Source organism: Brevundimonas sp. AAP58 (genome assembly GCF_001295975.1).
GTDB lineage: Bacteria > Pseudomonadota > Alphaproteobacteria > Caulobacterales > Caulobacteraceae > Brevundimonas.
The window spans coordinates 1-10,871 of sequence record NZ_LJHU01000138.1 but is presented as its reverse complement, the minus strand read 5'-3'; the positions used below and the strand labels follow the sequence as shown (position 1 = coordinate 10,871).

Genomic DNA, 10,871 nt, shown 5'->3' with positions numbered 1-10,871 from the left:
ATCCGTATGCAGAGCCGCCGGTTTTCGTCCTGAAGACCGGCGGTTTCGCTTTTCTGGACAATGCGGTTGATCCTACGCGGAGAGGCAGCGACAAGAGACACCATGTCAGTGTCCGCACGTCCTCCTTGTACGAACTTTGACGGACCCGTACGCCTCTCACGCTCCGGACGGGAGCCCCTGGCGACGGATCGTTACTCGAGCAGTCGCGTTTTTCCGTTCTGTCCCTTTGAAATCGTCTGAGCCTGTCCATCATGACAGACGTCCGCCAGCTTCAGAGCCCCACCCGTGAGACCGCTCCTGCTCCGCAGCCGGGCTCGGCGGCCGTGTCCGCTTCAGTGACTTCCCCTGCGGCGCCGGGGCTTGTCCCGCCAGTGCGCAACCTTCCTGGCCAGAGCCTTGTGGGTCGCCGCTTCCTGATCGTGACGGCACCGTTCGGTCCCTTCGGCCGGGTCCTCGCTGACGCCCTTCAGGCCGAGGGCGCTTCGGTCGCTCGCATGCTGTTCAATGCCGGGGATGCCGCGGCATGGCGTCGTTCCGGTGCTGTGCCCTATACGGGCGATGTCCGTCGTTGGCCCCAGCGTCTCGCCAATCTTGTCCGAGACCAGCGGCTGACCGATATCATCGTGTTCGGTGAAGGTGGGCCCTACAATCAGGGCGTCCTCGCCCAGCGTGACAAACTCAAGGCGCTGGCCGCGGCACACACTGTGACGGCCGCTAGCGAACCCGGACCGGCTGACAACCGTCCGCAGGGGGCTCACCAGGCCGCCGACCCCACAGCGAGCGTTGGCGCGAGTGCCGTTCCCCCTCATCCCTTGCGGATCTGGGTGCTCGAAAATGGCTACTTCCGACCCGACTGGATCACGGTCGAGGAGAACGGGGTCAATGCGTCCTCAGGCCTTCCGCGCGAGGCCCGGGCCTATGATCCTCCGATCCCGGAAATCCTGCCGACCCGGCCAGCGGGGCGCATCCTGCCCCACCACGTGGTCAATATCAGCCTGTATCACATGGTCCAGCCGCTGGGTCGGCTGATATTCCGCCGCTACGTCTACCCCTACACCCAGAGCCCGTGGATGCAGTTCGTGGGCCATGTGAAGCGGTTCATCACTCTGGCGCTCGTGTCCCGCTCGGAAGCCGATGCGGAGGTCATCCGTGCCCGCGGCCCATTCTTCCTCGCCTGCCTGCAACGCGAAGGCGATGCGCAGCTTCTCCGCTACTCGCATTTCGCTGACAACACGGCTTTCCTGGCTGAGGTGATGACCTCGTTTGCCCGCCATGCGCCCCTAGACGCCCGCCTGGTGGTCAAGAACCACCCCCTGGACCCCGGTTTGATGGACCTGCGTCGGATCACTCAAGTCCTCGCGGTCGAGCGCGGCATCGCCGATCGGGTCGACTTCATCGACGGAGGCAATCTGGCGCAGCTGTGTCGAGCCTCTCGCGGCATGATCGTCAACAACTCGTCTGCCGCCTTGTCGGCGCTCGGCTTCAAGACCCCCGTCAAGGTCCTTGGCGAGGCCTTTTTCGACTTCGAAGGCCTGACCGACCAGAGGTCTATCGACGCCTTCTGGACGGCCCCAAGCCCCCCTGATGATGCTCTGTTCCAAAGGTTTCGCGCACACGTCATCGCCAGGACGCAGGTCAACGGAAATTACCACGAACCCAGAGCGCTCAAACCGACCGCAAAAGCCCTCGCCAGAAGGTTCGCTGCGGCAAGGTGAACGCGGTCACCCGCGCATGCGGGTTGATTTCGGCGTGGACCCGACGGCAGCAGAGACCAGGCAGCAGCCTCACGGCTCCGGGGTCAGCGTGAAACGAGCGTCAGGGAAGTCCCGCGGGCCTGTTCAGGAGGGGGTGGCTCGACCATAAGGGCCCGGCCGACGACAATGGTCAGCACTGCAACGACGAGCGCGGAAACGGTCGCGGCCAGCGCCATGCGCACGCCCACCCAAACATCGCCGTTGTCTTCCATATCCCCTCCCGGATTCGCCGGACACGAGAGGGACCATACGCGGTCCGACGACGCAAGTCGCCGAACCGCGTCCGATGGCGCTTTCGTCAGCCCGTGAACGGACGGATCAGAATCTCGACCCGACGGTTCTGGGCGCGACCTTCGGCGGTGGCGTTGGAGGCGACCGGTTCGCGCGACGAAACCCCTTCGATGAACAGGCGTTCGCGCAGCACGCCCTGACCGATCAGGGCGTCTGCGACGGCCAGGGCGCGGCGCTCCGAGAGAGGCTGGTTGATGGCGTCACCGCCGGAGCTGTCGGTATGGCCCCGGACATCGACCAGCGACCGATCGTACTCGCGCAGCACCGCCGCCACGTCTGCCAGAACGGCATTGAAGCGTGGCTCGATGTTGGACTGGTTCACGGCGAAGGTGACGTCCGACGGCATACGCAGGATCAGGTTGTCGCCCTGACGCGCCACGCCGACGCCCGTGCCCGACAGCTCGGCTTCCAGCGCGCGCTGCTGACGGTCCATGTAGCTGCCGACGGCCGCCCCGCCCAGAGCGCCGATACCGGCCCCGATCAGGGCGTTGCGACGACCCTGCTCGCCGTCTGAGGTGTTGGTCAGGTAACCGAGCACGGCCCCGCCCAGCGCCCCGGCGATCGCGCCCGTGGCGGTATTGTTGCGGCGCGGAGCCGAGGAATAGGGGTCGGTCGTGGTGCAGGCAGTCGCGCCCAGCATGGCCGCGACACCGAGGCCGCTGACGATCAGGTTCATGCGCATGGTGTGTCTCCAGGGAAAAGGCTTCCGACGCGACAACGTCTGCTTATGGTCAAGGTTCCGCAAGGTGTCGCTTGTCGTGCGGCATTCCTTCGCCGCCGCGAGACTGCCAATTTGTGAGGCGAAGGCGTATGACACCCGACTTTCCGGCGTCTCCCGTCAGACGCCGCGCCATCGATGAGGCCCAGCCGTGACCGTCACCCTCGACGCCCCGACCCTTGAGAAGAAGGGGATCGTCCCCGTTTCAATGAGCCGCTACGACGCCGACTTCCAGGGCTTCAGCGACGATCTGGGGAACTCGTTCAAACGTTACGGCTTCGCGGTCGTGTCCGACCACGGCCTGGACGAAGGCGTCATCTCCCGCGCCATCGACGACGCCAAGGCCTTCTTCGCCCTGCCGGAAGAGGTCAAGCGCCGGTATCATGTGCCCGGCACGGGCGGGGCGCGCGGCCTGACGCCGTTTGGGGTCGAAGCCGCCAAGGGCGCGGCCACCGTCGATCTGAAGGAGTTCTGGCACACCGGCCGCGAGCTGCCGGAGGGCCATCCCTATCGTCAGTACATGCGCGACAACCTCTGGCCGACCGAGATTCCGGGCTTCCGGCAGGACGTCTACGGCATGTTCGAGGCGCTGGACGCGCTGGGCCGTCGCATCCTGAAAGCCATCGCCCGCTACCTGCAGCTCGGCGACGACTTCTTCGAGGACAAGGTCCAGCTCGGCAACAGCGTCCTGCGCATGCTGCATTATCCCCCGGTTCCGGCCGACGCGCCCGGCGTGCGCGCCGGGGCGCATGAGGACATCAACGTCATCACCCTGCTGCTGGGGGCCGAGGAGGCCGGTCTGCAGCTGAAGGACGCCGACGGCGAGTGGCTGGACATCGCGCCGCCGCCCGGCGCGCTCGTGGTCAACATCGGCGACATGCTGCAGCGGCTGTCCAACCACGTCCTGCCGTCGACGACGCACCGGGTGGTCAATCCCGCCCCGGAGCGTCGCGGCTTCGCGCGCTATTCGACGCCCTTCTTCCTGCACTTCAATCCGGACTATGTGATCGAGACCCTGCCGGGCACGATCACGGCCGACAATCCCGATCGCTATGCCGGCCGGGCCATCATGGCCGAGGACTTCCTGACCGAGCGGCTGAAGGAAATCCGCCTGATCTGACGACCGTCAGGTCGTCATCCTCGGGCTCGACCCGAGGATCGGATGTTCCGACAGCTCTGCGTTGGTCCGGAGACACAGTCCGCCGATCGTCCGATCCTCGGGTCAAGCCCGAGGATGACGGCAGAAGCGCGCTCAGGCCGGCAGGGTCTCCGGGTCGCGCGGGTTCTCGGCGAACTGGCCGCCCCGGCGGTAGCGCCACAGATAGGACGGGGCGATGGCCTCCAGCCCCGTCGCCTCGATCCCGAGGTCGGCCAGACCCAGCGCGCCGGGCGAGACCACATTGTCGACCTTGAGCATCAGCACCTGATCCCGCGTCAGGACCGGCGGGATGCCGACCATCGCCGTCAGGCCCGCCACGCGGCCCAGCGTCGCCGCCGCGAAGACCGGGATGGGCGCCAGGATGGGGCTCCGGTTCGTCTCGCGCAGGATGTAGGTCAGGATGTCCTTGAACGACCAGACGGCTGGCCCACCCAGTTCATAGGTCTTGCCCTGGGCGTGCGGGCTCACGATGGCGCGGGCTACGGCCTCGGCGACGTCGCCGACATAGACCGGCTGGAACTTCGTCTTTCCGCCGCCGATCAGGGGCAGGGCAGGCGACAGCGTCGCCATCGAGGCGAAGCGGTTCAGGAAGCCGTCGCCAGCGCCAAACACAATGGACGGCCGCAGGATGGTCGCGGTCGGCAGGGCCGCCAGGATCGCCTGTTCCGCCTCGCCCTTGGTGCGGCCATAGGCGGCCTCGGAGCCCGCGTCCGCCCCGATGGCGGAGATATGGACGAAGCGCGCGATACCGTGGGCCGCGCAGGTCTCGGCGATCGTACGGGCACCCTCGATATGGGACTTGGCGAACTTGCCGCCGGGGCCTTCGAACAGCAGGCCGACCAGATTGACGGCCGCGGTCGCCCCCTTCAGCGCGGCCTCCACGTCGGCCGGACGGGTGATGTCGCAGCGCACCGGCTGGATCTGGCCGACATCGCCGTTGACGCGCAGGTCCTGGGCGAGGTTCGGGCGACGCACGGCCACCTTGACGCGCCAGCCCTGCTTGGCCAAGGCCCGCACCACCTGGGTCCCGACGAAGCCGGAACCGCCAAAGACGGTGACGAGGCCGGGGGTCGTGTCGCTCATGACGGCATCCTGTAAAGGCGTTCGGGCGTGGGGATAGACGAAGGGCCTATGACCCGCAACGCGGGGCGGGGACGCAGGCGCCGCAAAACCTTCAAAAGCCGTGTTGACCGCGCCCATGCGCTGCCTTAAGGGTCCGCGCCTTCCGGTTCGGAACGCCGTCGCGGCGGATCGAAACGGGCCCAGATGGCGGAATTGGTAGACGCGCTGGCTTCAGGTGCCAGTGGCTGAAAGGTCGTGGAGGTTCGAGTCCTCTTCTGGGCACCATCTTCTCGAACGGCGTCGCATCCCAGCGGATGCGGCGCCGTTCGTCTTTGAGGTCCAGGCGGCGCTCGCGGGGCTTCCATTCCGGACTGCCCGGCCCCATCTGGCGGCCATGTCCGACACCCGCATTCCCGTCACCGTGCTCACCGGCTACCTCGGCGCCGGCAAGACGACGCTCCTGAACCGCATCCTCACCGAAGACCACGGCAAGCGCTACGCCGTCATCGTCAACGAGTTCGGCGAGATCGGCATCGACAACGACCTCGTGGTGGGTGCCGACGAGGACGTGTTCGAGATGAACAACGGCTGCGTTTGCTGCACGGTGCGGGGCGACCTGATCCGGGTGGTCTCGGGCCTGATGAAGCGGCAGAAGCCGGGCGCGCCCGCGTTTGACGCCATCATCGTGGAGACGACGGGCCTCGCCGATCCCGGCCCGGTCGCCCAGACCTTCTTCGTCGACGAGGACGTCAAGGCCAAGACGCGGCTGGACAGCGTCACGGCCCTGGTCGACGCTAGGCATGTCATGGCGCGGCTGGATGACTCGAAAGAGGCGCGCGAGCAGGTGGCCTTCGCCGACCGCATCATCCTCAACAAGACCGACCTGGCGACCTCCGACGAGCTGGCCGAGGTCGAGCGACGTCTGCGTGGCCTGAACCCGCTCGCCCCCATCACCCGCGCCGAGCGTTCGAACGTGCCGCTGGATCAGGTGCTCGACATCGGGGCCTTCGATCTGGAGCGGGTGCTGGACATCCACCCCGCCTTCGTGAACCCGCCGCACGGCGAGGACGGTCACGTCCATGACGAACACTGCGGCCACGCGCACGATCATGACCACGATCACGCCCATCACGGGCATGACCATGCGGACCATTCGCACGGTTCAGACCATTCGCACGCTGTTTCGGGGTCTGAAACCGGACCTCGGGGGCACAATCATGCCGACGACATCCGGGGCATCTCCCTGTCGCTGGACCGCCCCATGAACGGGGTCAAGTTCACCCAGTGGCTGGATCAGCTGCTGGGCCAGCAGGGCCAGAACATCCTTCGCGCCAAGGGCATCATCGACGTTCAGGGCGAGGATCGCCGCCTCGTCTTCCAGGCCGTCCACATGATCCTGGAGGGCGACCTCCAGCGCGAATGGGGCGCCAACGAACGCCGCTGGAGCCGCGCGGTCTTCATCGGGCGCGACCTGGATGAAGCGGCGCTGAAGGCGGGCTTTGAGGCCTGCGCGGCTTGAAAGTAAGGCAGTTTTACCTTACCTTTCGCTTATGGTCGCTCTGACGCTGACAGCCAAGAACCAGCTCACTCTCCGCAAGGAGGTCGTGAAGCATCTTGGGCTCAAACCCGGCGACAAGGTCGAGGCCGAACTCCGGCCGGACGGTCGTGTCGAGCTCGTCGCCCCGAAGGTGAGGACGGGCAAGATTTCCGACGCCTTCGGCATCATCAAGGTGAAGCCTGGCACGCCCTCCCTTAGCATCGAAGAGATGAACGAGGTCATCGCCGAAGGATGGGCTGAAATGGGTCGCCGCGGCCTTTGAAGATCGCGCCGGATACCAATCTTCTCGTTCGCATCCTGACGAACGACGATGCGGAGCAAGCCAAGATCGGCCGGGAGGTTCTCTCCGACGCCTCTGCGATCGTGCTGTCGTCTGTAGCCCTCTGCGAGACCGCGTGGGTCCTGAAGCGCTTTTTCGGAGCGACCCGAGAAGAGATCGCTCAAGGCGTTCGCGCACTTGTCGGCGCGAAGAACGCCGTGTTTGACACCGATGCTGTCTATGCCGGTCTGCGAGTGTTGGACGCGGGCGGAGACTTCGCCGACGGGGTGATCGCGGCTTCGGGCGTCAGCATGGGCGCCGAGGCCTTCGTATCGTTCGATCGGCGGGCGGTCCGCAGTCTCACCGACCTTGGCGTGCCTGCACGCACACCCGACGCGCTTTAGCGCGCTCAGAAATAGGCGATCAGCCGCCCCGTCACGACGACGCCGAGCCAGGTGATTAGGGACACGGCCGCCAGCCCCTTGGCTGTGTCGGGGATGTCATCGGGCAGCTGGGCGAACAGGCTGCGAAACGTCAGGGCGTTCAGCCCGGCGACCCCGATCAGGGCCATCTTGCTCCAGAACAGGCCCGAGCCGGACAGGGCCTCAGCGTCGGCGACGAACATGAGGATGCCGGTGACCACCATCAGGCCAAAGCCGATCAGGAACAGGGGCGTGACGGCCCGCGACAGGGCGGCGGGCGCAATCCCCTTGCCGTAGCCGAGCAGACGCAGGTCCAGCAGCCCGATGCCGCCGACCACCAGGATGGCCCCGATCACATGGGCCGTGTTGGCGATGGGATAGACCAGGGCTTCGGAGCCCACCCAGCGGGCCAGCCCCGAGCCCTCGATGGCGGCGACGATGCCGCTCAGCGGAGTTCGACGGTCTTGTCGCCGGCGATGATGCGCTCGGCCCGGATCTCGCGCGTGCCGTCACGGCGCGGATAGCCCTCGACGGTCACAGTGCGGCCGACGGCGATGTCGGCCTGGGCGAGGCCACGCGTCTGCATGCGGGTGACGGGGGCCAGAACGACGTCCCAGCGCTGGCCGTCGATGGCGATGACGATGGCGCCGTGCGGGCTGCCCCAGCTGGATTCGATCACCTGGGCCGTCGGGCGCATCGTGCGCTCGGCGTCATAGGAGCTCCAGCCGTGGTGGGCGGCGGCGGCCGTGGCGACCACGGCGACGGCGCCAAAGGCGAAGGCGGCGGGTCCGAACCTAAGGGTCATTTGAATTCTCCCGGTTGTTCCTATCTGGCCAAGGATAGGGCATGGCGGCGGACCGATCCAGCGACGCCGTGCTGCAAGGAGTTTCCCCCATGACCCAGACCGCCCTGATCGTCGGCGCCTCGCGCGGGCTGGGCCTCGGCCTGGTGGCCGAATATCTGTCGCTCGGCTGGAGCGTGATCGCCACGGTGCGCGACGCCTCGGGCGAGGCGGCGTTGAAGGCGCTGCCAGGCGCCGATCGGCTGACCATCCACCATGCCGACGTGACCTCGGACGCCGACATCGCGCGCCTGGCCGGTGCGGTTGCGGGGCCGCTTGATCTGCTATTCGTCAACGCGGGGATCATGGGGCCGGGCGACATGACGTCGGCGTCGGCGGACGAGATCAACGCCGTCATGCAGACCAACGCCTTTGGTCCGGCGCGCTTGGCGTGGGCGCTGATCGACCGGGTGCGAGAGCAGACGGGCGTGCTGGCCCTGATGTCGACGGGCATGGGCTCGATCGCGGACAACACCTCTGGCGGCTACGACGTCTATCGGGCGTCCAAGGCGGCGCAGAACATGCTGGCGCGCAGCCTGTGGGTCGGGCCTGCGCGGGCGCGAGGCGTCACCGTGCTGTCGGTCAATCCGGGCTGGGTGCGCACCGACATGGGCGGGCCGGGCGGGACCATCGATGTTGAAACCAGCTGCCGGGGAATGGCGGACCAGATCACCGCCAACGCCGGGGCGCACGAGCATCGCTTCATCGGCTGGAACGGACGGGAGCTGCCCTGGTGAGCCACATCGATCCGACCAAGGAGATCATGGCCGTCTTCCGCGACCTGCCGTCGGACCGGCCAATCGCCATGATCAACCTGCTGCGATTTCGGGACCGGGCCGACTATCCGACCGATCATCCCGAACACGGCCAGGCGTTGACCGGCGCGGAAGCCTATCGAAACTACGGCAAGGCCGCCGCTGCGCCGTTCCAGCGGGCTGGCGGGCGCCAGATATGGCTGGGCCGGCCGGAACTGACCGTGATCGGCCCTGCGGACGAAGCCTGGCACCTGGCCTTCATCGCCGCCTATCCGTCCGGAGAGGCGTTCGTGGGCATGCTGCGCGATCCGGAGTATCGGAAAGCCGTCATCCATCGTCAGGCGGCTGTGGCCGATTCCCGCCTGATCCGATGCGAGCCGCGCGGTCCAGGAACTGGTTTTGGCGAGGAAAGCCCCGCGTGACGTCTTTTCAGTTCGACGCTCAGGTCACCTCGGCGCATTTCGAGGCCTCCGGCGTCGCTTTCGCGCTCGGTGATGGGTCTGTCCGCTTCGAGGACGGGACGTTCGATGCCGTCCACGACGGCGCGGTGCTGTGCGCGGCGGTGCATCCTTCCGGCGAGGGCCTGGTCACGGGCGGCGACGACGGCCGGGTGATCTGGAGCCGCAAGGGCGAGGCGGGGGTCCTGGCCACGGCCAAGGGCTGGATCGATTCCATCGACGCCTCGGCCGAGTCGAAGCTGATCGCCTTCTCCTGCGGACGCGCCCTGTCCGTGATCGACGCGACCGACGCCGCCTTCCGGCGCGATTTCGCCCATGAGCGAACGGTGTCGGGTGTCGCCTTCGATCCCAAGGGCCGGCGCGTCGCTGCCTCGACCTATGGAGGGGCCTGGTTGTGGTACGCGCGGATCGCCGACCAGAAGCCGGTGAAGCTGAACTGGGCGGGCTCGCACACCGGCGTGGTCTTCTCGCCCGACGGGGCCTTCGTCATCACCACCATGCAGGACAACCAGCTGCATGGATGGCGGCTGAAGGACGCCAAGGATCTGAGGATGGGCGGCTATCCCTCCAAGATCCGCAGCCTGGCCTTTCTGTCGAAGGGCCAGCTGATGGCCACCTCGGGGGCGCAGGGCGCGGTGCTTTGGCCCTTCGTGGGGGCCAACGGTCCGATGGGGCGCGAGGCCTCCGAGATCGGCTTCGACGACACGACCCTGGTCACCCATGTGGCGGCGCAGGTCGCTCATGGGCGTCTGGTCGCAGGTCTTGCGGACGGCCGGGTCTGGGTCGCCGATCCGGCCGCTCAGGGGCTGAACTTCATCAAGGCGGACAGGGGCGCGCCGATCACCGCCCTGGCGCTCAGCCCGGACGCCCGCCGCGTGGCCTGGGCGGACGAGGATGGCCGCGCCGGGGTATCCGAGGTCTCGCTGGATGCGGCTTGACCGTTGCGGGGTCGGCCGGTCGGCCCTAGCGTCGTCTCATGGATGAGGGGGCTCAACCGCAATCGAGGCCGCGCCGAAAGGGGCGGCCGATCCTGATCGGCTTGCTGATCCTGGCGTTCTTGCCGATCGGCGGGGTACTGATCCATGCCCTGGTCCCGCCCCCGATGACATTGCTGATGATGCAGCGGCGCATGGACGGAGAGGGGCTCGACTACCGCTGGCGCTCGCTGGACGAGATCTCGCCGCGCCTGGTCGCGGCCGCCATCGCCGCCGAGGATGCCCGCTTCTGCAGCCATCGGGGCTTCGACTTCGAGGCGATCGAACAGGCGATGAAGGCCAATGAGCAGGGGCGGCGCATGCGCGGCGGCTCCACCATCAGCCAGCAGACCGCCAAGAACGTCTTCCTCTGGCCGGGCCGGGACTGGGTCAGAAAGGGTCTGGAGGCCGGCTATACCGTCCTGATCGAAACCGTCTGGGGCAAGCGGCGGATCATGGAGGTCTATCTCAACGTCGCCGAGATGGGACCGGGCATCTATGGCGCCGAGGCCGCCGCCCAGCACTGGTTCGGAAAGTCGGCGGCGGACCTGTCGGCGCGGGAGGCGGCGCGGCTGGCGGCCATCCTGCCCAGTCCCCGCCGGTACAACGCCGGCTCGCCC

Annotated in this window: 14 protein-coding genes and 1 tRNA gene; 10 read left to right on the top strand and 5 right to left on the bottom strand. The window is 67.3% G+C overall.

What is annotated here, in order from left to right; all coding sequences use genetic code 11:
- The first annotated feature begins 371 nt into the window (after positions 1-371).
- Positions 372-1,715 carry a capsular biosynthesis protein gene (locus IP78_RS14875; RefSeq protein WP_054112438.1) on the top strand — a complete coding sequence of 448 codons (1,344 nt, stop codon included), beginning with the start codon at positions 372-374 and terminating at the stop codon, positions 1,713-1,715.
- An 83-nt stretch (positions 1,716-1,798) separates the two neighbouring features.
- Here the strand turns inward: IP78_RS14875 and IP78_RS15425 are convergent, their stop codons facing one another.
- Together IP78_RS15425 and IP78_RS14870 are read right to left on the bottom strand one after the other, a co-directional pair.
- Positions 1,799-1,966, bottom strand: a complete 168-nt coding sequence (locus tag IP78_RS15425; RefSeq protein ID WP_156320450.1) for a hypothetical protein — start codon at positions 1,964-1,966, stop codon at positions 1,799-1,801.
- Between the two features lie 86 nt (positions 1,967-2,052).
- The gene (locus IP78_RS14870) at positions 2,053-2,727 is read right to left on the bottom strand and encodes an OmpA family protein (RefSeq protein WP_054112437.1); all 675 of its coding nucleotides are present in this window, start codon (positions 2,725-2,727) and stop codon (positions 2,053-2,055) included.
- A 244-nt stretch (positions 2,728-2,971) separates the two neighbouring features.
- On the opposite strand from IP78_RS14870, the gene IP78_RS14865 reads away from it, so the two are divergent.
- Complete coding sequence (locus IP78_RS14865; RefSeq protein ID WP_054112441.1) at positions 2,972-3,883, top strand: isopenicillin N synthase family oxygenase; 912 nt, start codon at positions 2,972-2,974, stop codon at positions 3,881-3,883.
- Between the two features lie 132 nt (positions 3,884-4,015).
- Here IP78_RS14865 and IP78_RS14860 read toward each other — a convergent pair whose 3' ends face one another.
- Entirely contained in the window at positions 4,016-5,005 is a 990-nt protein-coding gene (locus IP78_RS14860) for a complex I NDUFA9 subunit family protein (protein WP_054112436.1), read from the bottom strand.
- A gap of 177 nt (positions 5,006-5,182) precedes the next feature.
- On the opposite strand from IP78_RS14860, the gene IP78_RS14855 reads away from it, so the two are divergent.
- The 4 genes from IP78_RS14855 (at position 5,183) to IP78_RS14840 (ending at position 7,205) form a co-directional block, all read left to right on the top strand.
- A tRNA-Leu gene (locus IP78_RS14855) sits at positions 5,183-5,269 on the top strand.
- Between the two features lie 109 nt (positions 5,270-5,378).
- The gene (locus tag IP78_RS14850; protein WP_054112440.1) at positions 5,379-6,503 is read left to right on the top strand and encodes a GTP-binding protein; all 1,125 of its coding nucleotides are present in this window, start codon (positions 5,379-5,381) and stop codon (positions 6,501-6,503) included.
- A 31-nt stretch (positions 6,504-6,534) separates the two neighbouring features.
- Positions 6,535-6,804, top strand: coding sequence for an AbrB/MazE/SpoVT family DNA-binding domain-containing protein (locus IP78_RS14845; protein WP_054112435.1), 270 nt, complete (start codon positions 6,535-6,537; stop codon positions 6,802-6,804).
- The gene (locus tag IP78_RS14840; protein ID WP_054112434.1) at positions 6,801-7,205 is read left to right on the top strand and encodes a type II toxin-antitoxin system VapC family toxin; all 405 of its coding nucleotides are present in this window, start codon (positions 6,801-6,803) and stop codon (positions 7,203-7,205) included. The genes IP78_RS14845 and IP78_RS14840 overlap by 4 nt, the downstream gene beginning before the upstream one ends.
- A gap of 5 nt (positions 7,206-7,210) precedes the next feature.
- On the opposite strand, the gene IP78_RS14835 is transcribed toward IP78_RS14840, so the two are convergent.
- Positions 7,211-7,624, bottom strand: coding sequence for a hypothetical protein (locus tag IP78_RS14835; protein ID WP_054112433.1), 414 nt, complete (start codon positions 7,622-7,624; stop codon positions 7,211-7,213).
- A 44-nt stretch (positions 7,625-7,668) separates the two neighbouring features.
- Entirely contained in the window at positions 7,669-8,028 is a 360-nt protein-coding gene (locus IP78_RS14830) for a DUF6152 family protein (RefSeq protein ID WP_054112432.1), read from the bottom strand.
- A gap of 89 nt (positions 8,029-8,117) precedes the next feature.
- Between IP78_RS14830 and IP78_RS14825 the strand changes: the two genes are divergently transcribed.
- The 4 genes from IP78_RS14825 to mtgA all read left to right on the top strand — a co-directional run.
- Entirely contained in the window at positions 8,118-8,801 is a 684-nt protein-coding gene (locus IP78_RS14825) for an SDR family NAD(P)-dependent oxidoreductase (protein ID WP_082385219.1), read from the top strand.
- Complete coding sequence (locus IP78_RS14820) at positions 8,798-9,241, top strand: DUF1330 domain-containing protein (protein WP_054112430.1); 444 nt, start codon at positions 8,798-8,800, stop codon at positions 9,239-9,241. The genes IP78_RS14825 and IP78_RS14820 overlap by 4 nt, the downstream gene beginning before the upstream one ends.
- The gene (locus tag IP78_RS14815; RefSeq protein ID WP_231681037.1) at positions 9,238-10,215 is read left to right on the top strand and encodes a WD40 repeat domain-containing protein; all 978 of its coding nucleotides are present in this window, start codon (positions 9,238-9,240) and stop codon (positions 10,213-10,215) included. The genes IP78_RS14820 and IP78_RS14815 overlap by 4 nt, the downstream gene beginning before the upstream one ends.
- A gap of 38 nt (positions 10,216-10,253) precedes the next feature.
- Positions 10,254-10,871: monofunctional biosynthetic peptidoglycan transglycosylase (gene mtgA, locus IP78_RS14810; protein ID WP_054112439.1), on the top strand; the 618-nt coding region annotated here is incomplete at its 3' end.

Coding starts and splice junctions, on each gene's coding strand:
- IP78_RS15425 (WP_156320450.1), bottom strand. CDS start 1,966: ATGGAAGACAACGGCGATGTTTGGGTGGGCGTGCGCATGGCGCTGGCC.
- IP78_RS14870 (WP_054112437.1), bottom strand. CDS start 2,727: ATGCGCATGAACCTGATCGTCAGCGGCCTCGGTGTCGCGGCCATGCTG.
- IP78_RS14865 (WP_054112441.1), top strand. CDS start 2,972: ATGAGCCGCTACGACGCCGACTTCCAGGGCTTCAGCGACGATCTGGGG.
- IP78_RS14860 (WP_054112436.1), bottom strand. CDS start 5,005: ATGAGCGACACGACCCCCGGCCTCGTCACCGTCTTTGGCGGTTCCGGC.
- IP78_RS14850 (WP_054112440.1), top strand. CDS start 5,379: ATGTCCGACACCCGCATTCCCGTCACCGTGCTCACCGGCTACCTCGGC.
- IP78_RS14845 (WP_054112435.1), top strand. CDS start 6,535: ATGGTCGCTCTGACGCTGACAGCCAAGAACCAGCTCACTCTCCGCAAG.
- IP78_RS14830 (WP_054112432.1), bottom strand. CDS start 8,028: ATGACCCTTAGGTTCGGACCCGCCGCCTTCGCCTTTGGCGCCGTCGCC.
- IP78_RS14825 (WP_082385219.1), top strand. CDS start 8,118: ATGACCCAGACCGCCCTGATCGTCGGCGCCTCGCGCGGGCTGGGCCTC.